The sequence below is a fragment of the Dactylosporangium sp. CS-033363 genome (genome assembly GCF_050942475.1).
GTDB lineage: Bacteria > Actinomycetota > Actinomycetes > Mycobacteriales > Micromonosporaceae > Dactylosporangium.
Map to the genome: position 1 here is coordinate 4,906,354 of NZ_CP192032.1, position 26,819 is coordinate 4,933,172.

Consider the following 26,819-nt stretch of genomic DNA (forward strand, 5'->3'; position numbering starts at 1 on the left):
AGCAAGAATCGTCGCTGGCCGCGCAAGAACTTGCGCGTTGTGCGGGCAGGGCGAGGGGTACCGGCGATGCCATGCGACTGCGGCGGAGCCACCTGGACCAACCCGGCCTCGGCCGGCGCCGCTCCGGCACGGGCTTCAGCTATCTCGACGCCGCCGGCAAGCCGCTGCGCGCCGCGGCGACCGTCGCGCGGATCAAGGACCTCGCCATCCCGCCCGCCTGGCAGGACGTCTGGATCAGCCCGGACGAGCGCGGCCACATCTGCGCCGTCCTGCGCGAGCTGCGCCGGCGCCGCAAGGGTGCGGACCGGCTGTTCGCGTACTGGGACCCGGCCGCCCGCGCGTGGCACGAGGTGGACGCGGCGGAGATCAACGAGTACCTGCGGGAGGTCAGCGGCGAGCAGATGACCGCCAAGGACTTCCGCACCTGGCACGGCACCGTGACCGCGGCGCTCGCGCTCGACGAGGCCGGGCCGCAGCCGACGAGGACCAGGCGCCGCAAGGCCGTGGCGGACGCCATGCGGGAGGTGGCCGAGCAGCTCGGCAACACCCCCGCCGTCGCCCGGGCCTCCTACGTGGACCCGCGGATCGTGGCGGCGTACGAGGAGGGCGCGACGGCGGGCAGCGAGCGGCAGGTCAGAGAGCTGCTGGACTCGGCCTGAACCCGCCGTGGTCCAATCGTGGGTATGGCCGGAGTGACAGCGAGCTTGGACCCCGCGCGCCTGACCGTCGCCGTCGAGCGCGTGTTCAGCGTGCTGCGGCAGGGGAACCCACCCAACGACATCAGCCTGACCGCCGCCTCCACGATCTGGCGGCTGCAGCGCGAGGGCCCGCGCAAGCTCACCGACCTGGCCCTGGCCGAGGGGGTCACCCAGCCGGCCATGACCCAGCTCGTGCAGCGCCTCGAGCGGGAGGGCCTGGTCGAGCGCTCGGCCGATCCGACCGACCGCCGGGTCGTGCTCATCGAGGTCACCCCGCTCGGCGTCGAGCTGCTGGAGCGCCGCCGGGCCGTGCGCGCCGAGCACCTCGCCGCGCTGATGGCCGACATGACCGACGAGGACCAGGCCCTGATCGCGGCCGCACTCCCGGCCCTGGAACGCATGGCCGGGGCCTGAGTCAGGCGAACGCGGTGACCATCTGCGGGGCCAGGTCCACCGTCTCGCCGCGCAGGATCGGGGTGACGTCGGCCGGGACGTGGGCGGTGACGGTGGGCTGCAGGAAGTTCGACAGCGGATCGCGGAAGGCGCCGTAGTCGTCGTAGTGGATCGGGATCACCTTGTCCGGGCGGACCAGGTTGGCCAGGGCCACGCCGTCGCGGGCGTCCATGGTCACCAGGGCGCCGAGGATGCGGGTGCCGCCGAGGTGCAGCAGCATCGTGTCGATGTCGGGGAAGCGGCGGGGGATGTCGCGCAGGACGCGGCGGTTGAACCTCGTGTCGCCGCTGATGTACAGGCGCAGCCGGCGTACGCCGTCGACCTCCCAGTCCAGGACGCTGCCCATCGTCGGCGGCATGGCCAGGTGGACGCCGGTCGGGCCGTGGCGGGCCGGGACCGCGGTGATGTGCAGGCGCTCGCCGCCGCGGTGCAGGACCACGTCGTCCCAGGCGCCCAGGCCGACGGCGTCCTCGAAGTGCCAGCGGCGCAGCTGGCGGGCGGCCTGGACGGTGGTGAGCACCGGGATGTCGCGCGGCAGGTGGCGGCGCGCCACCCGGTCGAAGTGGTCGCCGTGCAGGTGCGACAGGACGATCCCGTCCAGCGGCGGCAGGTCCTCGGGGCCGAGCGCGGGCTCCGTCAGGCGGCGGCTCCACAGCCCGTGCCCGAGGTACGCGCGCTGCCCCCGGTGCAGGAAGTTCGGGTCGGTGAGCAGCGTGAACGAGCCCAGCCGGAGCAGCACGGTCGCGGTGCCGATGAACGTGGCCGAAGTCTCCATCGGCCCCCACTACCCGCGGATCCGGGCGCGACACGGTCTCATCGGCCCGCCGCGGCGGCCCTTGATGACGAGGTACCGGCCGTCCTGCGTCATCCCGCCGCGCGGAGCAGCTCGGAGGCCGACGTGTGGCCGCCGGCCTCGGCCCACTCCAGGGCGGTGTGGCCGCTGCCGCCGTCCTCGCGAAGGGCGGGGTCGGCGCCGGCGGCGAGCAGGGCCCGGACCGCGTCGTCGTGCCCCCAGCAGGCGGCGGCGCACAGCGGCAGGCCCTCGTCGCCCGTGCCGCTCTCGGCGTCCGGGTCGGCGCCGGCCTCGACGAGCAGGGCGATGGCGGGGGCGCGATTTTGGACGCTCGCACGGTACAACGGCGTCGTTCGGCTTGTATCGGGAAGGCTCGGGTCGGCGCCGGCGCGCAGGAGGGCCGCGACCTGGCCCGCGGTGCCGAACCCGGCGGCGGCGACGAGCTGGTGCTGGAGCTTCTTGCGGCGGCGGCGGTTCACGCCTCCGTCCAGGTGGTCCAGAGGCGGTCCAGGTAGCGGCGCAGCTCGGCGGGGGCGGCGATCCAGCCGCGGTCGGTGTACTCCAGGATGCGCCGCAGCTCGCCCGGCACCAGGTCCCAGGCGGTGGCGCCGGTCTCGGGCACCGGCGTGGCGGGCGCGACGGGAGTGGGCGACGGGAGCAGCGCGACCCGCAGGCCCCGCCGCTCGCAGGCGCGCAGGACGGTGAGGTAGGCGCGCGGCAGGTGGTACGGCGACACGGCGAGCGCGAGCCCCGCGATGCCGTGCGCGTCGGCCCGCTCGGCGAGCCACTCCGCCTGCACGCCGGTGTGCGCGGCCGGCACCGGCTGGATCTGCACCCCGGCGGTGCGGCGCAGGCCGAGCGCGCGCAGGGCGGCGAGGGTGACCGGGACGCTGGTGCGCTCGGCCTCGTTGGTGGTCGCGATCAGCAGGTGCCGGCGGGCCGGGTTGGCCTCCCAGTCGGCGATCGCGTGGCGCAGCCGCCAGGTCTCGCCCTGCCCGGTGAGCACGGCCAGTCCCTCGGCCCGCTGGGCGGCTGCGGCGGGCAGCGTGAGGATCATGGTGACGGCGCGCATGACGTCGAGGAGCCGGTCGGGCGGGTACCCCGCGAGCTCATCCGCATCCACGAGCCGCGCGATCGACATGGGCACGACCCTAGCCGTTCCGCGGCGCACGGCACGATCGCGTCCGACTGTTTGCCGCAGGGTCAACGATCGGGGGTGTCAATGCCTGTTCGAGTGCGCTCGAACCCGCGATGATGCGCTCATGCCAAGCGAGCATGATCTGCAGCAGATCGAACAGGCCAACGCGTCCGGCAAGGTTCCGGCGGTGTTCGTGCACGGGCTCTGGCTGCTGCCCAGCAGCTGGGAGCGGTGGGCGGAGGTCTTCGCCGAGGCCGGATTCGCGCCCGTCCTGCCCGGCTGGCCCGACGACCCGGAGACGGTCGGCGAGGCCAACGAGCACCCCGAGACGTTCGCCGGCAAGACCGTCGGCCAGGTCGCCGACCACCTCGCCGGCCTCGTCGGCGGCCTCACCCGCAAGCCCGTGATCGTCGGGCACTCCTTCGGCGGGCTCCTCGCCCAGATCCTGGCCGGGCGGGGCCTCGCCTGCGCCACGGTCGCCGTCGACCCGGCCCCCTTCCAGGGCGTCCTGCCGCTGCCGATCTCGACGCTGCGCTCGGCCGCACCGGTGCTCGGCAACCCGGCGAACTTCCGCCGCGCGGTGCCGCTGACCTACGAGCAGTTCCGGTACTCCTTCGCCAACGCCGTGAGCGAGGAGGAGGCCCACGAGCTGTACGACACGTTCGCCGTGCCGGCCCCGGGCGCCCCGCTGTTCCAGGCGGCCGTCGCGAACTTCAACCCTTGGAGTGAGGTCAAGGTCGACCACGACAACCCGGACCGCGGCCCGCTGCTGATCATCTCGGGCGAGAAGGACCATGTCGTGCCGTGGGCGGTGTCGAACGCGTCGTACAAGAAGCAGGCCGACAACCCGGGCACGACCGAGATCGTGGAGATCAAGGGCCGCGGGCACGCGCTGACCATCGACTCGGGCTGGCGCGAGGTGTGCGACACGGCGCTGACGTTCGTGCAGCGGTTCGTGCAGGGCTGATTTCACGTTTGCCGGGCTGATTTCACGTTTACAGGGCTGATTTCACGTTGCACGGCTGATTTCACGTTTGCGCGGCTGATTTCACGCGTACATGGCTGCCATTTCCGCGATGGTGGCGGCCATGTGCGCGACCAGCTCGGGCGGGGCCACGACCCGCGCCTTGGGTTTCACGCGTACATGGCTGCCATGTCCGCGATGGTGGCGGCCATGTGGGCGACCAGCTCGGGCGGGGCCACGACCCGCGCCTCCGGGCCGAGCCGCAGCAGGCCGGCGACCGCGTGGGGAAGGTTCTCCAGCGGCATCGTCGCCTCGCGCCATCCATCCGGGCCGGGCTCGCTCAGCGTGGCGCGGGCCTGGCGGGTCGCGCGCGGGCCCAGCACCTCCGGCAGCGCCGCGAGGCCGGCCGGGGAGAGGCGCACCACGGCCTCCGCTGCGGCCTCGGCGCGCTCGTAGCGTTCGACGTGGGTGTGCCAGAACTCGGCGAGGTCGAATCCGGCCGGGCGGTCGAACGTGTCCGGGAGCGGCTTGAGGGCCCGGATCGAGGCGACGCGGTACGTGCGCGGCTCGGCCCTTCCCTGCGCGACCAGGTACCAGACGCCGGCCTTCAGGACCAGCCCGAGCGGGCGCAGGCGGCGGGTCACCTCGGCCGGTTCGGGACTCCAGCGGCGGTACCGGATCTCGATGCGCCGGTCCTGCCAGAGCGCCTCGGCCGCGGCGACGAGGTGCGGGACGGCGTCCGGCTCGCGATACCAGCCGGGCGCGTCGAGATGGAAACGCTCGCGGATTCTGGTTGAGGCTTCACGGTACGGCGTGGGCAGTGCCGCCATCAGCTTGAGCTCGGCCGCGGCGACCTGCGCGCCGAGTCCCAGCTCCGCCGCCGGTCCGCGCATGCCGGTGAGGAACAGCGACTCGGCCTCGTCCGCGGTCAGGCCGGTCAGGCGGGTCCGGTAGCCGTCCATCAGCTCGTACCCGCCGTCCGGCCCGTGCTCCGCGTAGATCGGGACGCCGGCGGCGGCGAGGGCGTCGACGTCGCGGTACACCGTGCGGGGCGTGACCCCGAGCTCCGCGGCGAGCCGGGTCGCGCTCATGCGGCCGCGGTTCTGCAGCAGCAACAGCAGGGAAACGAGGCGGCTCGCGCGCATGCGCATGAGTCTGACAGAAGATGTCAGGGGTCGGCGGCGACGATGGGCGCGTGAACGACTTCGATTTCCTTTTCGGAACCTGGCACGTCGCCAACCGCCGCCTGCACACGCTGTTCGCGGGGGCCGACGACTGGTACGAGTTTCCGGGCACGGCAACCTGCCGCCCGATCCTCGGCAACGGCGGAAACCTCGACGAAATCGAGTTTCCGACGCTCGGCAGCAGCGGCCTGACCCTGCGCCTGTTCGACGTGGAGCACAAGACCTGGTCGATCTACTGGGCCAGCAGCCGCACCGGAACCCTGTTTCCGCCCGTGGTCGGCACGTTCGCCGACGGCCGCGGCGACTTCTACGGCGACGACGTGCACGAGGGGCGCCCGATCCGGGCCCACTTCATCTGGTCGCACATCACCGCCGACTCGGCCCGGTGGGAGCAGGAGTTCTCCGCGGACGGCGGGGAGACCTGGGAGTACAACTGGAGCATGCAACTCACCCGCGCGTGAAACCGGCTGTATCAGGGGCCGGGCTCCCGCATCCGGATGGTGTAGCACGACATCGCCATCCGGAAAGGGGGCCCGCCATGGGCCAGGTCGTCTTCATGAGCCCCGAGGACATCACCGCCGCGTATCTGTCGCCGTTCGGGCCGGAGCGCGGGTACATCTACGACGTCACGATGATGGCGCACTGGCTCGAACTGCAGATGAAGCCTGGCACGGTGCTCGTGCCGTTCGCCGCTGACGAGCCGTCCGCGCCGCCCGAGATCCCGGCCCTGAACCGCGCGCAGTGGGCGGTGCTGGCCACCAGCGCGACCGTCGACGCGCTGCTCACGCGGCAGCAGATGACCGCGCAGCTCGAGCCCGCGGCCGCGCGGGCGGTGACCGCGTCCAACGCGGCCGAGCTGCAGGTGTTCACCGACGGCATGCTGGCCTCGACCGGCGGGAGGCTCGGCTCGCCGGTGGACGACGGGGTCACGCCGTACCCGGGGCGCACGATCGTCGTCGTCATCAACGGGCACGTGGTGGTCATCCCGATCCCGCCGCACTGGGAGGAGGACGCCGGCGTGCTGGACAAGGCCGGCGTGCTGGACAAGGCCGGCGTGCTGAACAAGCAGGAGTTGGTCAGCGTGGCTGTCCGGCTGCAGGCGGCGGCGCTGTCGCCGGCCGCGGGGGAGCTGCGCGAGGCGTTCGCGGCCGGCGCCGAGCGGGTGTTCGCGGAGGTCGCGGCGCGCGGGTGAATTTGCTTACCGGATGACAAACGGGGTAGTGGGCGCCGGTATGAGAGCAGACGGTTCGAGTCCACTCCAACCTCGGCGCCCCGGCTCCGCACCGCCGTCGCGGCCGCCGGTCGACCCGGCGCCCAGGAAGCCGGTCGCCGAGGAGCAGAAGCCCGACACGGTACGCACGGGCGGCTGAACCGGTCCCGTCCGCTTCGGTACCGATCTCGGCCCGCTCCCGATCCAGGGCCCGTCCGCTCCGCATCGGGTGTGGTGGCCCTTTTCCACCTCGCCCTGCGGACGGGGCCCGTTCCGGGTCGCGTCGCGTCGTTCCGGGTCGCGTCGCGTCGTTCCGGGTCGTGTCGCGTCGTTCCGGGTCGTGTCGCGTCGTTCCGGGTCGTGTCGCGTCGTTCCGGGTCGTGTCGCGTCGTTCCGGGTCGTGTCACGCAACCCCGGGACGTGTCACGCAACCCCGGCTCGTGCGGTCCGGCTCACTGGTGGGTCGTCCCCGGGCAGGTCGCGCGGAGCGCCGTCCGGGCATGGATGTTCTGTCTGCGGGTATGCGTTGTGCATGGCTGCAATCAGGAAGCGCTCCGGCACCCTCGACGCCGCCGAGCGCAACACCATGTCGGACAGCACGTTCGCGTTTCCGCGGCTGCGCAAGGAACCGCTCAACGACGCCTCGCACGTGCGCAACGCGATCGCGCGGTTCGATCAGGTGCGCGACGCCACCGATGCCGAGCGCGACGAGGCGTTCAAGCGCATCAAGCGCGCCGCGAAGCGCCACGGCGTGGAGATGACGGAAACCAGCTGGCGGGAGCTGGGCAAGCCGACCCGCACCATGAAGTCCTCCGAGAAGCCGCGCACCCCGACGAAGTCCGTGCGCAGCCAGCCGCGCGCCGAACGGTCGCGCGACGAGCTGTACGCGGAGGCAAAGCAGCGCAACATCAAGGGTCGTTCGGCAATGAACAAGTCCGAGCTGGTCCAGGCGCTCGGAGGCCGCTGACGTGGCGCGCCCCCGGATCGTCATCGTCGGCGCCGGGTTCGCCGGCTACCAGGCGGCCCGCACGCTGCTGCGCCGGTCCAGGGGCGCGGCCGAGGTCGTGGTGGTCAACCCGACCGACTACTTTCTCTACCTCCCGCTGCTGCCCGAGGTGGCCGGCGGCGCCCTCGACCCGCGCGACGTGAGCGTGCCGTTGCAGGACACGCTCCCGGGTGTACGCCTCGTGCTCGGAGAAGTCGATCGCGTCGACCCGCACGCTCGCATGGTGTCGTACACGGGCCCGGAAGGAAACACCGGAAACCTCGGGTACCACCGGCTGGTTCTCGCCGCCGGCAGCGTCACGAAACTGCTGCCCATCCCGGGTGTGGCCGACCACGCACACGGTTTCCGCGGCGTGCCCGAGGCGCTGTACCTGCGCGACCACCTCATCCGCCAGATCGAGCTCGCCGACGCGGCCATGGCCGAGCGCCGCGCGCGGATGACGTTCGTGGTGGTCGGGGCCGGCTACACCGGCACCGAGGTCGCCGCCCAGGGCCAGCTGCTCACGGCCGCGATCGCCGCCCGCCACCCGCGCCTGCGCGACACGCCGCCGTGCTGGCTGCTGCTGGACACCGCCGAGCAGGTGCTGCCCGGCATGGACGCGACCATGGCCGCCGGCGCCGACAAGGTCCTGCGCGGCCGCGGCATCGACGTGCGTCTCGGCACCTCGGTGCAGGAGGCCACGGCGGACGGCGTGACCCTGACGGACGGCCGCCAGGTGCCCTCGCGCACCCTGATTTGGTGCGTCGGCGTACGCCCGGATCCCGTCGTCGAGAACGCCGGCCTGCCGATGGACGAGGGCCGGGTTCGAGTCGACGCGCACCTGCGGGTGCCCGGATTCCCGGACGTGTACGCGTGCGGGGACGCCGCCGCCGTGCCCGACCTGCACAACCCGGGCCGCTACACCCCGATGACCGCCCAGCACGCCGTGCGGCAGGGGCGGGCGGTGGCGCACAACATCGCGGCGTCCTACGGGATCGGCGAGCTGCGCCGGTACCGCCACCGCGATCTCGGCTTCGTCGTCGACCTCGGCGGCTGGCAGGCGGTGGCCAACCCGCTGCACGTGCCGCTCTCGGGTCCGCTCGCGCGGGCGGTCACCCGCGGCTACCACCTCACGGCACTGCCGTCGAACCGCCTGCGGACGATGGCGGACTGGCTGTTCACGGCGACGACGTCGCGGCCGGGCATCTCGCTGGGGCTGGTGGACAAGAACGCGATCCCGCTGGACACGGACGCCCCGGAACTCGCCGACCGCTCGTAGGGTCGGCTCCCGGCCTTGCCCACCATCCCGGGTGAGGCCGGGGCGACCCGGGCCGAATTAGCGTCGATGGTATGTCGACGACCGCCAACACCATCGCCGTCATCGTGCTCGTGCTCATCGTCGTGGCCGCGATCGCGGTCGCGGTCGGGCGCTTCCGGCGCTCGCGGGAGCTGCGCCGGCGCTTCGGGCCGGAGTACGACCGCGCGGTCGAGGAGCAGCCCTCCCGCCGCGCTGCCGAGCGCGATCTCCGCCACCGGGAGGAACGTCACGACCGGCTGGAGCTCAAGGATCTCGACCCGGGGCAGCGCCAGGTGTACACCGAGCAGTGGCAGCAGACGCAGGCCCACTTCGCCGAGGAACCGCAGGCCGCCACCCGGGAGGCCGACCAGCTCGTGACGCGGGTGATGGCCGAGCGGGGCTACCCGACGGAGGACTTCGACACGCAGGTCCAGGACCTGAGCGTCGAGCACGCCGAGACCATCGGGCATTATCGCGAGGCGCATGAGATCAGCCAGTACAACGAGAAGGGTCTTGCTTCCACCGAGCAGCTGCGGCAGGCGCTGATGCACTATCGAGCTTTGTTCGCCGACCTGCTGGGCGACGGCGGCTCCGGGCGTGGCCGGCCCGCGACCGGGCACTGACGTCCGCTGTGGGCGGCGGCGGCTGCGGGCGCGGCTGGCCCGCGACCGGGCACTGACGTCCGCTGCGGGCGCGGCTGGCCCGCGACCGGGCACTGACGTCCGCTGCGGGCGCGGCTGGCCCGCGACCGGGCACTGACGTCCGCCGTGGGCGGCGGCGGCTCCGGGCGCGGCGGCCCGCGACCGGGTACTGATGTCCGCCGTGGGCGGCGGCCCGCGACTGGGCAGTGAACTCCCGCCTAGGTCGAATGATCTACTGGGGTGCATGAGCGACTTGCGCGGATTGGTCACCAGTTGGGAACAGGGCTGGGCGGCATCGCGCGATCTGCCCGCCGCCTTGCATGTGGGCGGCGGGTTGCGCGTTGACAGTGCGCAGTTGGGCCGTGACACGGAGTACTTCGCGCTGGACGACGACCCGGCCGTCCTGTCCGACCTGGCCGAGCGGGTGTTCGCCGAGCCGCGCGTCACCTGGCTGAGTGTGCCGACCACCGATCCGGACCGAACCGCTCTCGCGCTCACCTCGGCGGGTCTCGTGCTGCTCAGGTCGTCGGAGCAGATGATGACCATCGATCTGCGGACGCATCCCGGGAACGCCGTCCCGCCGCCGTACCGGCTGGTTCTCGAATCCGGCGACGCCTGCGTGTCGGCGGCCGTGTTCGGGCCGGGCGATGCCTGGGCCGCGCGCGGTTACGCGGGTCTGGCCGGACGTGTCGCCGTCGCCGACAAGATCCTCACCGGGCCCGACCACCGCCGGCGGGGGCTGGCCGCCGCGGTGATGGGCGCACTGACCGGCGCGGCCGTTGAGCGGGGCGCCGAGCAGGGCATTCTCGTCGCCAGCGAGGAAGGGCAGCGGTTGTACGCCATGCTGGGCTGGACCCCCGCCGCCCAGGTCCTCATCGCGGCGCGCCCGGGCACCGAGTACCCGGCCTGACACCTGCTCCAGGTGGTGTGGCCGACCGCCCGAAACACCTGATTCGCCGTGGATTGCGACCGCGCCTTCGTATATTGCGACCGAGAGGTCACTCTCGGTGGCGATGTATGGGGCGGGGGAGTCGTGAAGGTACGTCGACAGTCGGTGACGGCCCTGGTCGCCTCCGTGATGACCGGATTGGCGGCCGCGGCCGGTGTGATCTCGCCGGCCGGTGCGGTCGCGCCGGCTGCTGCGGTCACGCCGGGTGGTGCAGTCCCATCGGCTGGTGCGGTCTCGCCGGGTGGTGCAGTCTCATCGGCTGGTGTGGTCTCGCCGGCCGGTCTGGTCGATGGCGGGGCGGACGGTAGTGCGGCGACGATGGCCGCCGCATTCACGCCGGCGTCGCTCAAGAGCGGTGACGTCGCCGACCTGGTGTTCACGCTGCGCCGGAGTCCCGGCACCATCGGTGACATCGGCGTGGGGTTCACCGTCGTGCTGCCCGCTGCGGTCAAGACTGCCGGCGCGGGCACGACGTGGTACGAGAACACCTGTGGCGGCACCGTCACCCGGCCGACCGCGGGTGCGATCCAGCTTTGGGACGCGCTCATGCCGGACGTGGGCTACTGCTCAGTCACGGTGCATGCGACGGCGTTCCAGGCCGGGACGTACGCCGTGAGTTCGAGCGACGTGTCGGAGGTGACCCCTGGCCTGGTGCCGAGCTTCACGGCGACACTCAGCGTGACGGCTCGCCCCTATGTGGTGGCGTTCTATCAGCCGCCGGGCCAGACCGCGGTGAACGTACCGACGGCGCTGGGCATCGCCGTCATCAACCCGACCGGGGTGAGCGTGCCGTTCGCGTTCACCGCGACCTTGCCGCCGCACATGCGGGTGGCGGACCTGGGCCGGGAGATTCCGCAGAGCCCGTGCGTGACCGCGAGCCTGGCGCCGGCCGGCGGCGGCACCGTGAAGGCGGCGGGGACCGCACCTCCGACGCTGGGCCTCGAGGGCTGCGGCGTCCTCGTCCCGGTGGTGGTCGATGCGCCTGGTACGTACCCGGCGACCGGTGTCACCGTCAGCGACGCGACCAACGTCCCGCCCCGGGTCACGGACGTCGGCGGGATCGGCGACTGCGAGCCGTGCGCGCTGCTGGTAACTTCCCTGACGGTGTCGCCGCCCCCGACCCTGCCGGGCCATCCCGCCGGCGCTCGTCGGACCGCCGGTGGACTCGATTTCGGCGATGAGTTTCGGACGCCGCTGGACACGCTCCGTGACTGACGCCGAATTACCGGTATTACGATTATCGGTAATCCAATAATTCGATAATCGGCCGCAGTGCAGTTCGCCGCCTAACCTCGTGCCCAGGCCGGCCCCGGGCGCGGACGGCTCTCATGCGCAGGTGTCCTCCGCCTGGCCTCGTGCCCAGGCCGGCCCGGGCGCGGACGGCTCTCATGCGCAGGTGTCCTCCGCCTGGCCTCGTGCCCAGGCCGGCCCGGGCGCGGACGGCTCTCATGCACAGGTGTCCTCGTGCAGCGATCGCCGTTCGGTGCGGGACGCTCCGGCGGGGTCCGTGGGGTCGCGAAAGTGGCGGAGATCCTGGCCACCGGGCCGGGCGACGCGGCGGCCACAGGGGTTTGGGACAATCGCACGGTGTCCGCGCCTACCACACCCCAGCTCGCGCCGCCGGCAGATCCGCCGCGGCGGCGGCGACGGTGGGTACGGCTCGCGGTCATCGCCGTCATCGTGCTCGTCCTGGCCGCCATCGGGCTGCACGGCCGGCTGCCCGCGCCGCACGAGATCCTGGCCGCGCTGGGCGGGGCCGACTACGGGTGGATTGCCGTTGCCGTCCTGCTCCAGGCCGCCTCGATCGAGTCCTTCGCGCTGCAGCAGCGGCGCCTGCTCAACAGCCTCGGCGCGCACCTGACCCGCGGCCACGTCATGGCGATCACCCTTGCCGGCACCGCCCTGTCCATCTCCATGCCCGCCGGTCCGGCGGTGTCGACGGCGTTCACGATCCGGGAGTACCAGCGCGGGGGCGCCACCCGGGAAGCCTCCGCCGCCGCCGCGATCGTGTCGGGCCTGGCGTCGATCGGTGGGCTCGCGCTGCTGTACGCGGGGCTGGCCTTCGCGCTGCTCGCCCGCAATCCGGACGGGCTGCTCAACTGGCGGCCACTCGCGGTGGTCGTCGCGATGGCGCTGGTCACGACCGCGGCGATCATGGCCGGCCGCCGCTTCGCCCGGCGGCCCGCTCCGACCACCAAGCCGACCACGCTCGCGGACCCGACTCCGAGCGACGGACCGAGCGTCGGAACAAGCGTCGGAACAAGCGTCGGAACAAGCGTCGGAACAAGCGTCGGAACAAGCGTCGGAACAAGCGTCGGACCGAGCGTCGGACCGAGCGTCGGAACAAGCGTCGGCCTGAGGACCGACACGACCACGGGGCCGGGCGGCGCGGAACCGGGTGCGGAGCCGGGCGCGGTCGGTATGGCCGGTAACCGTGTGACCCGGGCGCTGCGGTCGTTGCTCCGCTCGGCCGGCGAGGCGTGGCGGTCCGGCGCGGAGCTGAAGGCCGGCGACTGGGTGTTCGCCCTCGTGTACGCCACCGTCAAATGGCTCACCGACGTCCTGTGCCTGGTCGCGGTCGGCGAGGCCCTCCATCTGCCGGTCAGCGTCGCGGGCATGGCGACCATCTACCTGAGTGTGCAGATCGTCCGCCAGGTCCCGCTGACCCCCGGCGGCGTCGGCGTCGTCGAGGCGGCCCTGATCGCCGGTCTGACCGCCGCCGGTGCCACCGCGGTCGGAGCGGCCGCGGCCGTGCTGGTGTACCGGGTGCTGTCGACGTGGATCCTGATCCCGATCGGGGGCATCGCGGCGGTGGTACTTCGCCGCCAGCGCGAACGCGCCTGAGCCGGCCACGGATCTCCGCATCGCCGGACGCGACCAGGGCAGGTTGACCGCGGCGGCAATGCACAATGCCGGCGCGCGCAAGCGAACTACCCAAGCGGCGGTTGCGACGGTGGGGGTAACGGCGGCAGCGGATCGGCGGCCAAGGTCTCCGCGATGAGCAGGCGCCCGGCGGGGATTTCGAGGACCTTGTGCCAGCCCAGCGCCCGCGCCCGGCGGATCAGGCGTTCGGCCAGGGCCGGCCGGTGCATGACGGACAGCAGCGCCTGATCCGTTCCGCGCCACGGCACGCGGACCCGGAAGAGCGAGCGTTTGTCGCCCTCCGGGTACACGGTGAAGACGAGGGTGTCGCGCGTGCAGCGAACCGAGACGTGGTACGGCGCACCGTCGACGACGACGGTCCGGCCGGGCTTGCCCACGCACTCACGGTACCGATGAAGGGGCCGGTTCGTTCGCGGGGGACGGCGCGGGCGCCGGGAGCTCGGTGCGGCGCAGCACCACCGCGGCGATCACCACCGCGGCGAACAGCAGTCCCGCGCCGAGGGTGAGGCCCAGCGCGTAGCCGTCGTTCAGCGCCGCCGGTGCGACCGAGGAGTCGGTGCGGTCGTGGGCCGCGGTGCCCAGCGCCGCCAGGCCCAGCGAGGCGCCGATCTGCCGGGAGCTGTTGAGCAGCCCCGACGCGGTGCCGGTCTCCGACGGCGCGACGCCGATCGTGGCCACCGAGACGACCGGGCCCAGGCACATGCCGAAGCCGATGCTGGTCACGATGGACGGGCCCAGGATGTCGGCCAGGAAGGTACCGTCGGCGCTGATCAGGCCGAACCACGCGAAGCCGGCCGCGGTCAGCAGGCCGCCGGCGATGAGCAGGGTGCGCGCCGGGAAGCGGTACCCGAGCCGGATCGCCAGCACCGCGCCCACCACGACGCCCAGGGCGAATGGCAGGAACTGCAATCCGGTGAGGGCGGGGCCGGTGCCGAGGACCCGCTGCAGGTACAGCGACGCGAAGTAGAACGCCGAGGCCATCGCCGCGCCGACGAGCAGGTTGTAGGCGTTGGCGCCCGCGACCGAGCGGTTCGCGAGCAGGCCGAGGCGCAGCAGGGGCTCCCGGGTCGTACGCCGCTCGACCAGCACGAACACCGCCAGGAGCAGCAGCGCCGCGGCGAGGGTGGCGAGGGTGGTCGCCGAGGTCCACGGGTGCCGGTCGGTGCGCACGATCCCGAACACCAGCGCGACCATGCCCGCCGTGGCGAGGACCGCGCCGAGCACGTCGGGGCGGCCGGTGCGCACGCCGGGTGAGGTCGCCGCCACGCCACGCCACGCCATGGCGAGTGCGATCGCGGCCATCGGGACGTTGACGAACATGACCCAGCGCCAGCTCGCGTACTCGGTGAGCAGCCCACCGGCCAGCACGCCGAGGGCGCCGCCGGCCGCGTTCATCGCGCTCCAGACGCCGAACGCGCGGATGCGGGCCTTGCCGGACGGGAACGCCGAGGTCAGCAGGGCCAGCGCGGCGGGCGCCAGGGCGGCGGCGCCGACTCCCTGGGCGGCGCGGGCGGCCACCAGCTGGCCGGGTTCCTGGGCGAAGCCGCCGAGCAGCGACGCCACGCCGAACAGGGCCAGGCCGAGCAGCAGGACGCGGCGCCGGCCGTACCGGTCGGCCGCCTTGCCGCCCAGCAACAGCAATCCGCCGAAGGTGAGCGCATATGCGTGGATCACCCACGTCACGCCAAGTGCGCTGAAGCCCAGCCCGGCCGCCATCTGCGGCAGGCCGACGTTCACCACGGACAGGTCCAGCGACACCATGAACTGCACGACGGCGACCGTGGCGAGCAGCAGCCCGGGCCGCGCGGAGGAGTTTTCGTACATGTACCGAAAGTAGCTTCCCCGCGCGCCGCTGTCCAGGCACGGCAGGATGGAGGGGTGCAGGAAGGCAACGCAGAAGGCAGCTCCACGCCGGGGAGGACCGGGCGCCCGCCGCGGACCTCGCGGGCGCAGATCCTGGCCGCCGCGCGTACGGTCATCGATCGAGACGGATGGGAGAAGCTCACCATCCGGCGGCTCGCGGCCGAGGTCGGCGTGGGGACGATGACGCTGTATCACCACGTACGGGATCGCGAGGATCTGCTGGTACAACTGCTGAATGAGCACGTCGAGAACCTGACGCGGCCCGAGCTGCCCGCCGTGCCGCGGGACCGGATCGTCGTGGCGGCATTGGCGATGCGCGAGGCCCTGGCCGCGTGGCCGTGGGGTGCCGAGGTGGTCACCACCGACGGGTTCGTGGCGCGGCTCAGCGACTCGGCACTGTGGATGGTCGAGGCGATCGTGGCCGGCGCGGCCGACCACGGCTGCACGCCGGAGCAGTCCGTCGATGTGTTCCGCCACCTCTGGTACTACACCGTCGGCGAGGTCCTCGTGCGCGCTCGGTCACGGGGCGTGACGCTCGGTACCGGCGGGCTGGCCGCCTCGCAGCACCCGCAGCTGGCTGCGATCGGTGAGCGCTGGGCTTCGATCGCCGCCCGCGACATCTACCCGGAGGGTGTGCGGGCCTTCGTGGACGGCCTGCTGGCGAAGGCCTGAAATCGACGGGAACACGGCCCGGGGGTGCGGGCAGACATCGGTATGTTGCACTTCATGGCCGACTCGCAGGAGCGCCCGCCGGACGTCGCGGACCTCTTCGAGCGGTACGGGGCCGAGCTGCGGCACTACTGCGCGAGCCGGGTCGGGGCGAGCCTCGCCGAGGACATCGTGGCCGAGACGTTCCTCATCGCCTACCAGCGCCGGGATCGGCTGCTCGACGGGCCGGTGCGGGCGTGGCTGTACGGCATCGCGTCCAACCTCCTGCGCCGCCACCGCCGCACCGAGACCCGCGGCCTGCGCCTGCTCGCGCGCACCGGCCGGGATCCTTTTGTACCCGATGTGGCCGACCGCGCCGTCGCCCGCGCCGACGCGTCCGCGGTGAGCCGGGAACTCGCCGCGGTGCTCGCCCGGTTACCGGCGCGGCAGCGGGACGTCCTGCTGCTGTACGCCCTCGCCGACCTCGACTACGACACCATCGCCCGCACGCTCGGCATTCCGCTGGGCACGGTCCAATCGGCACTGTTCCGGGCCCGCACCAAGCTGCGCGCCGCCCTGGCCGCGGCCGGCGACAACGGTGCCAAGGGGGACCGATGACCACCGACGACCGATCCGACCTCGATGCACTGCGCGCACTCGCCGGGCCACGCACCGTGACCACGCCGGAGGAGCTGGCCCGCCTCCGGTACCGCGTACTGCGTGGTGATGCCCCGCGCACGCGCAGTAACGTCCGCGCGTGGCTCGCCCCCGTCGCCGCGGCCGCCGTCGCGCTCGCGGTGCTGGCCGGCGTCGCCATCGCGCTGAACCGCGGCGGTGGCGGCCAGTCACCCGGCCTGAGCCCGGCCCCGTCGGGCAGCCCCACGTTCGGCGAGACGCTGGACCCGCAGGCCACCCTGGCCGAGCTGCAACGCGTCGCCGCCACCACCAGGCCGCTCGCCGCCGGGGACAAGGACCAGCTCCACGTCCGCGCCGACATGATCGTCCCCGCCGGCGGCCCGAACGGCGGAACCGTCCCGCAGGTGAATGACGCCTGGTACGAGGTGCAGGGCTTCATCGCCGTCCGCGCCGTCAGCGACGGCAGGCCGGACAACGCGGGCCCCAAGGGTGAGAGCCTGACCGACCTCGACCGCACGGAGTTCCGCGAGCAGGGCCCCGGCCCGCGGCACCCCACGCCGCAGTGGCTGGCTGGGCTCAAGCCGGAACCCGCCGCACTCGCCCAGCAACTTGGTGTGACCGGGCCGGGCAACGAAAACCTGTGGGGCACGTGCACCCAGCTGTGGGTGCTCGCTGACCCTCTGCTACCGGCCGATGCCCGCGTCGGGCTGCTCGGGTTGCTGGCCAGGCTCGACGGCGTGACCTTCCAGTCGGTGACGATCGGCGGCCAGGAGACCGTCGCCATCACCCACGTCATGGGGCGCGATCTCCAGGTCTTCATGCTCGACCCGAAGACGGCCCACGTGGTCGGGCTCGCCGTCCTGCAGCGCGGCGGCGCCGGACCGTCGCCCACTCCGGGCGTCATCGACACGCGTCCATCGCCCGGCACCAATCGCCTTGAAATGCAGTGGTTGTACTCGTACGAGCTCATCAAGCCATGACGTGACGCCCGGCGGCGCCGGATGGTATGTTCGGCGCCGCCGTGCAGTACTGCGATCCGAGGAGGTGAGACCCATCAACGCTGCGACCGATGACCGGGACTCCCTCCAGCGCATGGCCTAGGGAGCGCCCGGACAGGCATCCGAAAGGCCCTGATCCCCATGCGCTTCACCGATTCGACGTCACTCGAAGGCGTCACCGAGCAGTCATTCACGTGCAACGACGTCCCAGGTGTACTGTTCACGCCTGCGAACGCCACCGGCCCGCGCCCGCTCATCGTCCTGGGCCACGGCGGCGGCCAGCACAAACGAGCCCCCGGCGTCGTCGGCCCGGCCCGGCGCCTCGTCACCGCCGGCGGCTTCGCCGTCGTGGCGATGGACGCACCCGGCCACGGCGACCGCCCGCAGGACGAGACCCTGGCCCGGATGGCGGCCGAGAACCGCGCCGCCATGGCCACCGGTGCCGAGGTGGCACCGCGCCTGGCCGCCCTGCACACCTACGTCGCGACCACGAGCGTTCGCGAGTGGAAATCCGTCGTGAGTGCGGTACAAACGCAGAAAAACGTCGGCGAAGGACCGGTCGGCTATCGCGGACTGTCAATGGGCTGCGGCCTGGGCGTGCCATTCGTGGCGTCCGACCAACGGGTCCGCGCCGCGGTTCTGGGCCTGTGCGGCCCGCTCGGACTCGAGGCGGACGCCGCCCGGATCTCGGTGCCGGTGCAGTTCCTCATGCAGTGGTCGGACCGTTTCGTACCACGCGAAAGCGCCCTGGCCCTGTATGACGCCTTCGCCTCGCCGCTGAAATCCCTGCACGCCAATCAGGGCGACCACGGCGAGGTGCCGCGCGAGGAGATGGACGACGCCCTGCGCTTTTTCCAGCGCCACCTGGTGTAGGTAAGGTCGAGCCGTGATTACGTGCGTCGTCGAGTACGTCATCGACCCCGCGAAGACCGACGCCTTCGAGTCCTTCGCGCGCCGCTGGATGGCCCTCGTGGACCAGCACGGCGGGACGCACCACGGCTACTTCCTGCCCGCCGAGGGCGCCAGCGACAAGGCCCTGGCGTTGTTCAGCTTCCCGAGCCTGGCCGCGTACGAACAGTACCGCCAATTGTTCGGCGTCGATCCCGAGTTTGTGGCCGCCGACCGGATCCGCGACGAGAGCGGCTGCGTCCTGCGCTACGAACGCACGTTCATGCGCCCTCTCCTGCCGGAGCACTAGCCCGCTTCCGCGTGTACGGCAGCACGAACATGTACAGCCCCGTCGCCGCCAGGAAGAACAGCGGCGGCAGCGGCAGATAGAACACCCACGCGGGCGGCTCATCCTGCGCGATGGCCACAAAACACACGACGACGGTCACCACGAAGGTGATGGACAACCAACGATGCGCCTGCCGAATCCACTTCTTCATGCGGTCAACGTAGGTCCGCCGGCTCGCATGGAGCTTCTCGATTCCTGACCGGTTCCAGGGGGTGCCCGAAATAGCAAGGCGACCCGACAGAACGCCGCGGCAGCGATGGTTCGTCGTCCTGGCGGCAGGAGGAGCCGTGGCGATCCTGTGCGGTATCGGCGTCTACTGGGAGATCGGCCGGATCGCGGAGCGGCCTCCGGCGGCGCCCCAACACCCCGTGCTGGGTACGGCCGACGTGTGCTCGCTCTTCGATCGCACCCTGCTCGACCGGGCCGTGCCCGACCCGACCGGCCGCTCCTCGGAGCTGGACCTTTCGGGGCACCCGACGGGTAACAGCGGCCACTGTGCCGTCAGTTCGAGCGCCGGTTCGCTGCGGATCGACGTCGAGGTGGTGCTCGAGGTGGGTGCCGGGCTCGACCCGGCGGAGACGCGGGCGTCGCGTGAGCTCGACGGCTACTGCCGGGATGTCCTTGCGGGCGCCACGGTCCGGCCGGCGATCCAGTCGGCGGACGGGTCGTGCTCGCGGGAGGACGGCACCGCGGACGCCGTTACCGTGGTGCACTTCGCGGCGCGGAAGGGGACGCGCCTGCTCCGGACCGAATACCGCCTCGACCGGCCGATCGCCGGGGACGCGGCGCGCGCCGCCGGGCGGCTGATCGAGGACGTCACGGTGTCGGGCTTTCGGGCCCCGGTCACGGCTGGAAGTACTGCGCCATCACCTCGCTGACCCAGTGCGGCTGCTTGACGTTCGCCGGGAGGAACTCGGTCATCGTCGGCTTCAAATCGATGACGGGGGTGCCGGTGACCGCGTCCAGGCCGAGCACCGTCAACGATCGGCCCTGGACCGACTCGATGGCGCAGCACGTGACGCCGATGCGGTTCGGGCGGCGGGGGCCGCGGCCGGCGAAGATGCCGACCGGCGGGAGGTCCTGGCGGCCGCGGTACGGGCGGGGTTCGCGGTAGTCGCCCGCGTCCTCGAACCGGTCGAAGACGAACAGGACCTCGACGTGGGAGAAGTCCTCGAGGCCCTGCAGGCACGCGTCGCCGAAGCGCTCGTCGACGACGATCGTGCTGCGGACGGCGCCCCAGTTGTCGGTGTGCTGGATGTCCGTGCGGTCATTGTGGACGGTACCGATGGGGGTGATCTCGAAGCTCGCCATGGATGCGAGGCTATCCGCCGAAGCGGTCGGGGCGGCAACCCGCGAGCAGGGGCTCGGCGGTGCCGGTGAGCAGTTCGCGCGCGACGAGGCGGCCCACGGCGGGGGCGAGCGTGATGGCGGAGTGCAGCACCGCCACGTACAGGCCGGGCACCGCGGCGACGGGGCCGACGATCGGCTCGCCGTCGATCGGCATGGGGCGGGCGGCGGTCCGGGTGCTGAGCAGGTCGACGTTTTCGGCGCCGCGGAACGTGGACCGGATGGCGGCGAGGGTCCGTTCCGGCGAGTCGGCGGCGGCGACGAGCCGGTCCGGGGCGACCTGGCGGAGGTCGAAGTCCGCGGTGTTGACAACGGTGTGGACCAGGCCGGGCGGGGCGCCGAACCGCATGAGCGTCGCCGGTGAGGGGCCGACCGGGATGTGCACGCCCAGCTTCGCGGCCAGGGCGGCGGTGGCCACGCCGGCCGCGAGGACCACTGTCGTGCCGTCGCGGGGGATCGCGGTCACCGGCGTGTTCGAGTGCACTTCAGCTCCGTGGGCGCGGGCGCCCTCGACCAGCCGCTCGGTGACGCCGACCGGGTCGACGGCGCCGTCGCCGGGAGCCCAGATCGCCCACTCCGGCGGTTGACGCACGTTGGGTTCGAGCCGCGCCACGGTGGCCGCGTCGACGATTTCCTGGCCCGGCCCCGCTTCCGGCGCGGCGTCCGGCAGGCCCCAGGTCAGCGAGCCGGACCACGTCACCGGGAGGTTCGGCAACTCGGTTTCCAGGCGGTGGTACTCCTCGATGGCACTCGACCGCAGCGCGGCGGCCGCGCCCTTGCGTACGCCGGACGCGCCGATCCACGCGAAGGAGTTCGCGGTCACGCCGGCGCCCGGCCGGTCGGCATCGATCAGGGTCACGGCGGCACCGGCCCGCGCGGCGTGGTAGGCGATCGAGGCGCCGACGATGCCCGCGCCGACGACGGTGATCCTGCTGCGATTCGGCATGGGACCATCCTGCCCGGCGGTGGGCCGTAGAGTCCTGGTGTGGGGGAGGACGAGGAGACCGCGAAGGTACTGCGGGCGTGGAACACCCAGGCGGAGACGTACGACCGGCAGATCGCGCTGCTCGAGCGCATCTGGTTCGGCGGCGGACGCGAATGGCTCACCGGGCGGGCAACGGGGCGGATCCTCGAAGTCGCCGTGGGGACCGGGCTCAATCTGCCGCTCTACGCCGATCCGGGACATGTCACCGGAGTAGAGCTGAGTCCGGCGATGCTCGGCGTTGCGCGGCGGCGCGGTACCGGGGCGCGGCTGGTGCTGGGGAATGCCGAGGCGCTGCCGTTCGGCACCGAACAGTTCGACACCGTGGTGTGTGCGCTTTCGCTGTGCACGATTCCGCGGCCCGCGGTGGCGGTCCGGGAGATGCACCGGGTTCTGGTGCCCGGTGGGCGGTTGTTGCTGCTCGACCACATCGGCAGTTCGTGGCCGCCGGTTCGGGCCGGGCAGTGGGTGCTGGAGCGGTTCACGATCCGGGCGGCCGGCGAGCACTTCACTCGGCGGCAACTGCCGGTGGTCAAGGGCGCGGGATTCGAGATCGTCGAAGCCGAGCGGCTCAAGCTGGGGACCATCGAGCGCCTGCATGCCCGCAAGGGGAGCTGATCGCTCCGGGGAAGTCGGGCTGATGGCGGAGATCATCACGCACCACGGACTACTCAAGGACGTCAAGCTCCACGTCGACGACTACGGCGGGACCGGCCGGCCGCTGTCCGGGGCGTCCTGGGCGCCGCAGATTCCGGTGGTGCAGCAGCACGGTTACCGGCCGATCACGTACGACCGGCGGGGCTTCGGGCGCAGCGACAAGCCGCTCACCGGGTACGGCTACGACTCCCTCGCCGAGGACTTGCACAAGATCCTCAATGAGCTCGACGTGCCGGACGCGACCCTCGTCGGCTTCTCGATGGGCGGCGGCGAGGTGGCCCGGTACCTCGCGACCTACGGCCCCGAGCGGGTGCGCAGCGCGGTGTTCGCGGCCGCCGTCACGCCGTACATGATGAGGACCCCGGACAATCCCGAGGGACCGCTGCAGCCCAGCGAGGCGGCCCGGATGACCGCGGCGCTGACGGCCAACCAGGACAAGTTCTACGACGGCTTCGTCACCGAGTTCTTCTCCGCCGGCGGCCAGTTGCAGGTGTCGGAGCAGCAGCGGCAGGAGGCGCTGGCGCTGACCGGGCAGGCAGGTAAGGTGCCGGCGCTGGAGTGCATGGCCGCATTCGGCAACACCGATTTCCGGGAGGACCTGACGCAGGCTTCCGTGCCGACCCTGGTGCTGCACGGCGACGGCGATGCGACGGTGCCGTTCGAGGGCTCGGGCATGCGCACGCACGCCGCGATCCCGGGCAGCGACCTCGCCGTCCTGCCGGGCGCCCCGCACGGCTGCAACGTGAGCCACGCCGACGCGTTCAACGCCGCCCTGCTCAAGTTCCTGCGGCGCTGACCCGTTCGAACAGCGCCCGCAGTGCGTCGCCCGGCAACGCCGGATTGGCCGCGGCCGCCCCGCCGAGTTCGGGGTCCTCGAGCAACGGCAGGATCCTCGGTACCGGCAGGCGCACGCAACCCGCCATCGCCGCCCGAACCCCGGCGACGGGGTCATCCAACAGCCGCTCGACGAGCGCGGGATCGGCATTCGGATCGTGGGCGACCAGCCGCCGCAGGGCTGGGTCGGGGTCCTCCGCGAACCTGGCCAGCCCCTCGACCGGAAGACGAGGATGCCGGGCGATCAGGGCCCGCACCGCGGGGTCACCGTCCCCGGCGAGCGCCGCGACGACGGCCGCGGGCAGATCGGGTTGGCGCGCGGCCCAGCGCCGCAGCAGCGGGTCGGCCGATCGGGCCCAGCGCAGCGCGTCCTCAAGCGGAGGAACGACGTCGTCGCCGAGCCGCGCGAGCTGCTCGTCGCTGAGCCCGGCCCGCCGCGCGACCCCGTGCCGGACGGCGGCCTCGGGATGCTCCAGCAGCACCGCCACGACGTCGGGCGGCACGGTCGGATTGCGGCCCATCATCGCCATCGCGTTGAGGTCGCCACTGGACATGACGTGGTCGACCAGGGCGCGGGAGAGCGGCCGCTGCAGCACGCTCCAGAAGGCGTGGATGTGCCGCGCCGGGAGGTCCTCGGGCTGCATGATCTCCCGCTCGTACTCAACGGCGTGCTCAGCCGCCGCCCGCACCGCCGGCACCGGGTCGGCGAGCAGTGCCTTGCGGGCCGGTTCGTCGAGGGCCGACCACGACCGCGCGGCGAACTCGCGCACCGCCGGCCGCTCGTGGCCCGCCGCGATCCGCACGAGCCGCCGGTCGTACCCGGTCGACGCGTACAACTCCTCGAACAGCTCAACCGGCGTGAACCGCCACTCGGCGGGCGGCGCGTCGAACTCGGTCAGCAGCCGGTACAGCCGATCGTCGGCCAGCGGCGGCCGGACCTCAGCCGCCACGAGCCGGACCAGCGGCCGGGCGTGCCCGAGCATCACGGCCCGCACGGATGCGGACACCTGCCCGCGGCGGCGAAGTCCCCGGGCCGCCCGGATCGGCCACGCCTCCAGCAGCCGCAGCAGCATGTCGTCGGGCGTGGCCGGGTTGGCCGCCAGCCCCTCCAGCAGCGCATCGCTCATCGCGGGAAGGCTACGCGCGATCGCAGCGAGCGGAACGGAACGGGGCCGCCCCTCGGGAGAAGGGCGGCCCCGGTACTGCGAACACAGGTCAGACGAGCTGCCAGGGGCCCCACGGGTCGCCGGGGGTCTGGTTGCGCGTCCACCACTTGGCGACGTACTTCTTGCCCTGGTACACGACCACGTCACCGGCGGTGAAGACGCGCGACGGCGTCCACAGGGCGGTTCCGTCGGGCGCCGTGGCGATCTGCTGCCACGGGCCGTAGGGGTCGCCCGGCCGCTGGTTCTGGGTCCACCACATCGCCTGCCACACGGAGCCGTTGTAGGACACCGTGTCGCCGTTGTTGTACACCTTCGACGCGTTCCAGGCCGGCACCACGGGGGTCACGGGGGCGTTGATGCCCACGACGACCGGGTCGTGGTCCGAGGCCGCGAACGGGTCGGAGCCGTTGAACAGCAGCGTGGCGTTGTAGTTGTACCGGCTGTAGGAGTACGCGATCGCCTCCTGCGCGTTGATCTGCCAGACGTCGGCACCGGTCACGAGAGCGCGCGCGCCCGCGTTGGCCAGGACGTGGTCCAGCGAGCCCTGCTTGCCGTCGAAGGAGTACGTCTGCTCCGACGGGTCGAGGGCCGAGCCCAGGTCGGTGTAGCCGGCCTGGTACAGCACCTGCATGGGGTCTTCCTGGGTGTACGAGTTGAGGTCGCCGACCAGGAAGATCCGGTTCGTGCCGATGCCCGACGCCGCCGAGTTGGCGAACGCCACGGTGTCCTGCGCCTCCCGGACCCGGGTCGCGTTGTACGCGCCCTGGTCCTTCGCGGGGGACGAGGTGTCCTGGAGGTCGCCGTCGTACAGCGGGTCGCCGGCGCCCTTGGACTTCCAGTGGTTCGTGACGACCAGGAACGCGTCGGCGTCCTGGGCGCCCGCCTTCTTGAAGCCCTGAGCCAGGGGCTCGCGGGCGATCGAGAACGGCTGGCCCGGACCGGACGAGGTGAGCAGGATCTGCGACGTCCCCACGAGCGCGACATCGGCCGGCTTGTAGATGAACGCCGAACGGATCACGTCCTCGTCGCCCAGTGCGGGCAGGGCGCTCGGCGAGGGCACGTACGCCCACACGTTCGCGCCGGCCGCCGCGTTGAGGGCGTCGACGAGCTGGGCCAGGGCCGCGTCACGGCTCTGCCCGAACTTCGCCGAGTTCTCGACCTCTTCCAGCGACACGACACTCGCCCCGAGCCGGTTGATGCCGGTCACGATCTTCGCCTGCTGCCGCTGGAAGCTGACGTCGTTCGCGGCACCGCGCGGACCCGCGGCGTTGTTGGGACCGGTGCAGGTGCGCACGGCGATGTGGTTGCCGGCCCGGTCGTCGTAGTACGAGCAGGTGCCAAGACCCGCCGCGACGTACTTCTCGCCCGTCGTCGGGAAGTAGTTCTCGACGTTGAACGTGGCCAGGCGCAGGTTGCCGCCGACGTTGGCGGGCTGCGCGTTGGCCGTGCGGGTGTCGGAGAACGTCGCCACCGCGGCGCCGTCGTCGGTGACCTGGTGCTGCGGCTGGAAGTTCCACAGCGAGAAGCGGTACTCCAGGACCACCGGCTGGTGGAACGTGACCTTCGAGCCGACGCTGACCGGGTTGGTCGGCGTCAGCCACGGCAGCGGCGTGCCGGCGTTCGCGGCGGAGCTGTAGTTGACGCTGGCTCCGTCGTCGAGGGTCACCATCCGGGCGGCGTTGTCGGCCGCCGCGGCCTCCGCCTCGGCGCTGCCGGCCTTGCCGGCGTCGGTGGGCGTCCGCAGCGGCTTGTCGCCCGCCGCGAGGGTGAACGAGCCGTACCAGTTCGCGTCGTAGTTGTCGGACACGGTGAACGTGCCCTGCGGCGCGAGCAGCTCACCCTCGTGCGCCTCCTTCTCCGCGTCCGTGTCGAGGCTCGTCCACGCGAACGAGCCCGGCACGACCGCCGGAAGGGGGGTGGCGAGCTTGGTCACCGACGGCGAGGAGATCTCGGTCTCGCCCTGGAACTCCTGGACGGTGCCGCTGACCCGCACGCTGTCGCCCACGCTCACCTGCGCGGCCGAGATCGAGCCGAACACGAAGACGGCGTCGGAGGCGCCGGGCGTCCTGTCGTCCGCCTCGGTGCCGCCGGCGCCGCCGGTCTCCAGGAAGAAGCCGTTGAAGCCGCCGGTGGTGTACACCGCGGTCACAACGCCCTCGGTCGTCACGGGCTTGCCGACGTACGGCGAGGTGTCCGTGTTCGTGCCCTGGATCGCGGCGATCGCCAGCACCTCGGCCGCGGCGTTCACGGTCCAGGTGAACGTCGCCGAGGCGCTCGCCCCGCCGGCGTCGGTCGCGGTGACCGTCACCGACGACGAGCCCGCCGCGCTGGGCGTGCCCGTGATCACCCCCGCCGACGAGACCGCGAGGCCATCCGGAAGACCAGAAGCCCCCCAGGTGTACGGTGCGGTGCCTCCCGAAGCCGCCAGCGTCACCGGCGCGATCGCCACGCCCACCGTGGCGCTCTGGGCGCCCGGGTTCGTCACGGCGAGCGTGCTGGTGCCCCCGTCCGACGCCGCGTTCTGCGGGGTCGGCGTCGCCACGGTGAAGTCGGCGGCGTTGTTGTCGGAGTCAGCCCCGGCCGAGTCGCGCTGGTAGCTCAGCACCAGCGAGTTCCCGGACGTCGCGGACCCCTCGGGGGAGTTGCTGGTGCCCCAGCCGATCTTGTCGATGACCGACGCGTCGGTCGGCAGCACACCCGCGGCGCTCGCGGCGATGAACAGCGTGCCGCCGCCCGCGCCCGGGTTGATGCTGGTGCCGGTGTTGAGGTCCGCCGCCGGCAGCGGCGCACCGGGGTTGGTGCTCGCGTTGTTGCTGGGCAGCTGAATCAGGAAGTGACCCTTGGCGGCCACCGTCCCGGACAGCGCGAACACCTGCGCCCCGCTCGGCACGACGGTGCTGGTGGGCGCCCGGTACTGCAGCGTGTCCCCACTCAGCGAGATCGGGCTCGAGCTCGGGTTGTACAACTCGATGAACTTGTTCAGGAAGCTCGCACCCGACGAGCCGCCGTTGACGTATGCCTCGCTGATCACCAGGCCGGTGCCCGCGGGGTTCGCGGCCGCCGGACCGGCGACGAACGGCAGGGCAAGCCCGGCCGTGGACAACGATAATGCGACGGTGACCCGCCGGACGAGCGCACGGGACATAGACCCGGACCTCCGTTGGTCGGTTGGGATGTACCGCCGGCCCGCAGGCCGACCTGCGGACGTTAGGCGCCCGGATGCGACGGTCGGCAGACGAAGCCTGAACGGCGTGTA

Annotated in this window: 30 protein-coding genes; 19 read left to right on the forward strand and 11 right to left on the reverse strand. The window is 72.3% G+C overall.

The annotated features are described in order from the left end of the window. The first annotated feature begins 71 nt into the window (after positions 1-71). Positions 72-659, forward strand: a complete 588-nt coding sequence (locus ACQPZ4_RS22750; protein ID WP_433064601.1) for a hypothetical protein — start codon at positions 72-74, stop codon at positions 657-659. A gap of 24 nt (positions 660-683) precedes the next feature. Then, entirely contained in the window at positions 684-1,112 is a 429-nt protein-coding gene (locus ACQPZ4_RS22755; RefSeq protein WP_433064603.1) for a MarR family transcriptional regulator, read from the forward strand. A 1-nt stretch (position 1,113) separates the two neighbouring features. Here the strand turns inward: ACQPZ4_RS22755 and ACQPZ4_RS22760 are convergent, their stop codons facing one another. The 3 genes from ACQPZ4_RS22760 to ACQPZ4_RS22770 all read right to left on the reverse strand — a co-directional run bounded on the left by ACQPZ4_RS22760 (position 1,114) and on the right by ACQPZ4_RS22770 (position 3,085). Continuing rightward, on the reverse strand, positions 1,114-1,926 hold the full coding sequence (locus ACQPZ4_RS22760; RefSeq protein ID WP_433064606.1) for an MBL fold metallo-hydrolase: 813 nt from the start codon (positions 1,924-1,926) through the stop codon (positions 1,114-1,116). Between the two features lie 89 nt (positions 1,927-2,015). Beyond that, positions 2,016-2,423, reverse strand: coding sequence for an ankyrin repeat domain-containing protein (locus ACQPZ4_RS22765; RefSeq protein ID WP_433064609.1), 408 nt, complete (start codon positions 2,421-2,423; stop codon positions 2,016-2,018). Next, positions 2,420-3,085 carry a hypothetical protein gene (locus tag ACQPZ4_RS22770; RefSeq protein ID WP_433064611.1) on the reverse strand — a complete coding sequence of 222 codons (666 nt, stop codon included), beginning with the start codon at positions 3,083-3,085 and terminating at the stop codon, positions 2,420-2,422. The genes ACQPZ4_RS22765 and ACQPZ4_RS22770 overlap by 4 nt, the downstream gene beginning before the upstream one ends. Positions 3,086-3,206: 121 nt before the next feature. Between ACQPZ4_RS22770 and ACQPZ4_RS22775 the strand changes: the two genes are divergently transcribed. Next, positions 3,207-4,049, forward strand: coding sequence for an alpha/beta hydrolase (locus ACQPZ4_RS22775; RefSeq protein ID WP_433064614.1), 843 nt, complete (start codon positions 3,207-3,209; stop codon positions 4,047-4,049). A 167-nt stretch (positions 4,050-4,216) separates the two neighbouring features. Here the strand turns inward: ACQPZ4_RS22775 and ACQPZ4_RS22780 are convergent, their stop codons facing one another. Next, complete coding sequence (locus ACQPZ4_RS22780) at positions 4,217-5,191, reverse strand: helix-turn-helix transcriptional regulator (protein WP_433064617.1); 975 nt, start codon at positions 5,189-5,191, stop codon at positions 4,217-4,219. A gap of 50 nt (positions 5,192-5,241) precedes the next feature. Between ACQPZ4_RS22780 and ACQPZ4_RS22785 the strand changes: the two genes are divergently transcribed. The 8 genes from ACQPZ4_RS22785 to ACQPZ4_RS22820 all read left to right on the forward strand — a co-directional run bounded on the left by ACQPZ4_RS22785 (position 5,242) and on the right by ACQPZ4_RS22820 (position 13,156). Then, complete coding sequence (locus ACQPZ4_RS22785) at positions 5,242-5,691, forward strand: hypothetical protein (RefSeq protein ID WP_433064620.1); 450 nt, start codon at positions 5,242-5,244, stop codon at positions 5,689-5,691. 77 nt (positions 5,692-5,768) lie between these two features. Further along, positions 5,769-6,422: a hypothetical protein gene (locus ACQPZ4_RS22790; protein WP_433064623.1), complete on the forward strand. Its 654-nt coding sequence runs from the start codon at positions 5,769-5,771 to the stop codon at positions 6,420-6,422. 550 nt (positions 6,423-6,972) lie between these two features. Continuing rightward, positions 6,973-7,407 (forward strand): DUF6582 domain-containing protein, encoded by a 435-nt coding sequence (locus ACQPZ4_RS22795; protein WP_433064625.1) that lies wholly within the window; start codon positions 6,973-6,975, stop codon positions 7,405-7,407. Between the two features lies 1 nt (position 7,408). Then, positions 7,409-8,704: an NAD(P)/FAD-dependent oxidoreductase gene (locus tag ACQPZ4_RS22800; RefSeq protein ID WP_433064627.1), complete on the forward strand. Its 1,296-nt coding sequence runs from the start codon at positions 7,409-7,411 to the stop codon at positions 8,702-8,704. 71 nt (positions 8,705-8,775) lie between these two features. Next, positions 8,776-9,345: a hypothetical protein gene (locus ACQPZ4_RS22805; protein WP_433064630.1), complete on the forward strand. Its 570-nt coding sequence runs from the start codon at positions 8,776-8,778 to the stop codon at positions 9,343-9,345. Between the two features lie 262 nt (positions 9,346-9,607). Then, positions 9,608-10,273 carry a GNAT family N-acetyltransferase gene (locus ACQPZ4_RS22810; RefSeq protein ID WP_433064633.1) on the forward strand — a complete coding sequence of 222 codons (666 nt, stop codon included), beginning with the start codon at positions 9,608-9,610 and terminating at the stop codon, positions 10,271-10,273. 144 nt (positions 10,274-10,417) lie between these two features. Then, positions 10,418-11,527, forward strand: coding sequence for a hypothetical protein (locus ACQPZ4_RS22815; protein WP_433064636.1), 1,110 nt, complete (start codon positions 10,418-10,420; stop codon positions 11,525-11,527). A gap of 372 nt (positions 11,528-11,899) precedes the next feature. Beyond that, on the forward strand, positions 11,900-13,156 hold the full coding sequence (locus ACQPZ4_RS22820; RefSeq protein WP_433064639.1) for a flippase-like domain-containing protein: 1,257 nt from the start codon (positions 11,900-11,902) through the stop codon (positions 13,154-13,156). Positions 13,157-13,242: 86 nt separating this feature from the next. Here the strand turns inward: ACQPZ4_RS22820 and ACQPZ4_RS22825 are convergent, their stop codons facing one another. Together ACQPZ4_RS22825 and ACQPZ4_RS22830 are read right to left on the reverse strand one after the other, a co-directional pair. Beyond that, complete coding sequence (locus ACQPZ4_RS22825; protein ID WP_433064642.1) at positions 13,243-13,572, reverse strand: hypothetical protein; 330 nt, start codon at positions 13,570-13,572, stop codon at positions 13,243-13,245. A gap of 4 nt (positions 13,573-13,576) precedes the next feature. Further along, the gene (locus ACQPZ4_RS22830) at positions 13,577-15,019 is read right to left on the reverse strand and encodes an MFS transporter (RefSeq protein WP_433064645.1); all 1,443 of its coding nucleotides are present in this window, start codon (positions 15,017-15,019) and stop codon (positions 13,577-13,579) included. 54 nt (positions 15,020-15,073) lie between these two features. On the opposite strand from ACQPZ4_RS22830, the gene ACQPZ4_RS22835 reads away from it, so the two are divergent. The 5 genes from ACQPZ4_RS22835 (at position 15,074) to ACQPZ4_RS22855 (ending at position 18,538) form a co-directional block, all read left to right on the forward strand. Next, positions 15,074-15,730 (forward strand): TetR/AcrR family transcriptional regulator, encoded by a 657-nt coding sequence (locus ACQPZ4_RS22835; protein WP_433064648.1) that lies wholly within the window; start codon positions 15,074-15,076, stop codon positions 15,728-15,730. A 54-nt stretch (positions 15,731-15,784) separates the two neighbouring features. Further along, on the forward strand, positions 15,785-16,324 hold the full coding sequence (locus ACQPZ4_RS22840) for an RNA polymerase sigma factor (RefSeq protein WP_433064650.1): 540 nt from the start codon (positions 15,785-15,787) through the stop codon (positions 16,322-16,324). Further along, positions 16,321-17,322 (forward strand): hypothetical protein, encoded by a 1,002-nt coding sequence (locus ACQPZ4_RS22845; RefSeq protein WP_433064652.1) that lies wholly within the window; start codon positions 16,321-16,323, stop codon positions 17,320-17,322. Before ACQPZ4_RS22840 ends, ACQPZ4_RS22845 begins: the two co-directional genes overlap by 4 nt. A gap of 159 nt (positions 17,323-17,481) precedes the next feature. Next, positions 17,482-18,213, forward strand: coding sequence for an alpha/beta hydrolase (locus ACQPZ4_RS22850; RefSeq protein WP_433064655.1), 732 nt, complete (start codon positions 17,482-17,484; stop codon positions 18,211-18,213). Between the two features lie 13 nt (positions 18,214-18,226). Then, positions 18,227-18,538, forward strand: a complete 312-nt coding sequence (locus ACQPZ4_RS22855) for an NIPSNAP family protein (RefSeq protein WP_433064658.1) — start codon at positions 18,227-18,229, stop codon at positions 18,536-18,538. Here ACQPZ4_RS22855 and ACQPZ4_RS22860 read toward each other — a convergent pair. After that, the gene (locus tag ACQPZ4_RS22860) at positions 18,510-18,728 is read right to left on the reverse strand and encodes a hypothetical protein (RefSeq protein WP_433064660.1); all 219 of its coding nucleotides are present in this window, start codon (positions 18,726-18,728) and stop codon (positions 18,510-18,512) included. The two genes, ACQPZ4_RS22855 and ACQPZ4_RS22860, sit on opposite strands and share 29 nt — an antisense overlap. Positions 18,729-18,864: 136 nt before the next feature. Here ACQPZ4_RS22860 and ACQPZ4_RS22865 point away from each other — a divergent pair, with 136 nt between their 5' ends. Then, positions 18,865-19,455: a hypothetical protein gene (locus ACQPZ4_RS22865; RefSeq protein ID WP_433064663.1), complete on the forward strand. Its 591-nt coding sequence runs from the start codon at positions 18,865-18,867 to the stop codon at positions 19,453-19,455. Here ACQPZ4_RS22865 and ACQPZ4_RS22870 read toward each other — a convergent pair. Together ACQPZ4_RS22870 and ACQPZ4_RS22875 are read right to left on the reverse strand one after the other, a co-directional pair. Continuing rightward, positions 19,421-19,888, reverse strand: coding sequence for an SAM-dependent methyltransferase (locus ACQPZ4_RS22870; RefSeq protein ID WP_433064666.1), 468 nt, complete (start codon positions 19,886-19,888; stop codon positions 19,421-19,423). The two genes, ACQPZ4_RS22865 and ACQPZ4_RS22870, sit on opposite strands and share 35 nt — an antisense overlap. A gap of 10 nt (positions 19,889-19,898) precedes the next feature. Next, the gene (locus tag ACQPZ4_RS22875; protein ID WP_433064669.1) at positions 19,899-20,870 is read right to left on the reverse strand and encodes an NAD(P)/FAD-dependent oxidoreductase; all 972 of its coding nucleotides are present in this window, start codon (positions 20,868-20,870) and stop codon (positions 19,899-19,901) included. A gap of 39 nt (positions 20,871-20,909) precedes the next feature. Here ACQPZ4_RS22875 and ACQPZ4_RS22880 point away from each other — a divergent pair, with 39 nt between their 5' ends. Together ACQPZ4_RS22880 and ACQPZ4_RS22885 are read left to right on the forward strand one after the other, a co-directional pair. Then, on the forward strand, positions 20,910-21,524 hold the full coding sequence (locus ACQPZ4_RS22880; RefSeq protein ID WP_433064672.1) for a class I SAM-dependent methyltransferase: 615 nt from the start codon (positions 20,910-20,912) through the stop codon (positions 21,522-21,524). Between the two features lie 22 nt (positions 21,525-21,546). After that, positions 21,547-22,359 carry an alpha/beta fold hydrolase gene (locus tag ACQPZ4_RS22885; RefSeq protein WP_433064674.1) on the forward strand — a complete coding sequence of 271 codons (813 nt, stop codon included), beginning with the start codon at positions 21,547-21,549 and terminating at the stop codon, positions 22,357-22,359. Here the strand turns inward: ACQPZ4_RS22885 and ACQPZ4_RS22890 are convergent. Further along, entirely contained in the window at positions 22,340-23,524 is a 1,185-nt protein-coding gene (locus ACQPZ4_RS22890) for a hypothetical protein (protein ID WP_433064677.1), read from the reverse strand. The genes ACQPZ4_RS22885 and ACQPZ4_RS22890 overlap by 20 nt on opposite strands. Positions 23,525-23,612: 88 nt before the next feature. After that, positions 23,613-26,666, reverse strand: coding sequence for an ExeM/NucH family extracellular endonuclease (locus ACQPZ4_RS22895; protein ID WP_433064680.1), 3,054 nt, complete (start codon positions 26,664-26,666; stop codon positions 23,613-23,615). Between the last annotated feature and the right edge of the window lie 153 nt (positions 26,667-26,819).

Excerpts from the sequence above, each read along its gene's own strand:
- ACQPZ4_RS22750 (WP_433064601.1), top strand. The coding sequence starts at position 72 with ATGCGACTGCGGCGGAGCCACCTGGACCAACCCGGCCTCGGCCGGCGC.
- ACQPZ4_RS22755 (WP_433064603.1), top strand. The coding sequence starts at position 684 with ATGGCCGGAGTGACAGCGAGCTTGGACCCCGCGCGCCTGACCGTCGCC.
- ACQPZ4_RS22760 (WP_433064606.1), bottom strand. The coding sequence starts at position 1,926 with ATGGAGACTTCGGCCACGTTCATCGGCACCGCGACCGTGCTGCTCCGG.
- ACQPZ4_RS22770 (WP_433064611.1), bottom strand. The coding sequence starts at position 3,085 with ATGTCGATCGCGCGGCTCGTGGATGCGGATGAGCTCGCGGGGTACCCG.
- ACQPZ4_RS22775 (WP_433064614.1), top strand. The coding sequence starts at position 3,207 with ATGCCAAGCGAGCATGATCTGCAGCAGATCGAACAGGCCAACGCGTCC.
- ACQPZ4_RS22780 (WP_433064617.1), bottom strand. The coding sequence starts at position 5,191 with ATGCGCGCGAGCCGCCTCGTTTCCCTGCTGTTGCTGCTGCAGAACCGC.
- ACQPZ4_RS22790 (WP_433064623.1), top strand. The coding sequence starts at position 5,769 with ATGGGCCAGGTCGTCTTCATGAGCCCCGAGGACATCACCGCCGCGTAT.
- ACQPZ4_RS22795 (WP_433064625.1), top strand. The coding sequence starts at position 6,973 with ATGGCTGCAATCAGGAAGCGCTCCGGCACCCTCGACGCCGCCGAGCGC.
- ACQPZ4_RS22805 (WP_433064630.1), top strand. The coding sequence starts at position 8,776 with ATGTCGACGACCGCCAACACCATCGCCGTCATCGTGCTCGTGCTCATC.
- ACQPZ4_RS22810 (WP_433064633.1), top strand. The coding sequence starts at position 9,608 with ATGAGCGACTTGCGCGGATTGGTCACCAGTTGGGAACAGGGCTGGGCG.
- ACQPZ4_RS22830 (WP_433064645.1), bottom strand. The coding sequence starts at position 15,019 with ATGTACGAAAACTCCTCCGCGCGGCCCGGGCTGCTGCTCGCCACGGTC.
- ACQPZ4_RS22840 (WP_433064650.1), top strand. The coding sequence starts at position 15,785 with ATGGCCGACTCGCAGGAGCGCCCGCCGGACGTCGCGGACCTCTTCGAG.
- ACQPZ4_RS22845 (WP_433064652.1), top strand. The coding sequence starts at position 16,321 with ATGACCACCGACGACCGATCCGACCTCGATGCACTGCGCGCACTCGCC.
- ACQPZ4_RS22850 (WP_433064655.1), top strand. The coding sequence starts at position 17,482 with ATGCGCTTCACCGATTCGACGTCACTCGAAGGCGTCACCGAGCAGTCA.
- ACQPZ4_RS22860 (WP_433064660.1), bottom strand. The coding sequence starts at position 18,728 with ATGAAGAAGTGGATTCGGCAGGCGCATCGTTGGTTGTCCATCACCTTC.
- ACQPZ4_RS22870 (WP_433064666.1), bottom strand. The coding sequence starts at position 19,888 with ATGGCGAGCTTCGAGATCACCCCCATCGGTACCGTCCACAATGACCGC.
- ACQPZ4_RS22875 (WP_433064669.1), bottom strand. The coding sequence starts at position 20,870 with ATGCCGAATCGCAGCAGGATCACCGTCGTCGGCGCGGGCATCGTCGGC.
- ACQPZ4_RS22885 (WP_433064674.1), top strand. The coding sequence starts at position 21,547 with ATGGCGGAGATCATCACGCACCACGGACTACTCAAGGACGTCAAGCTC.
- ACQPZ4_RS22890 (WP_433064677.1), bottom strand. The coding sequence starts at position 23,524 with ATGAGCGATGCGCTGCTGGAGGGGCTGGCGGCCAACCCGGCCACGCCC.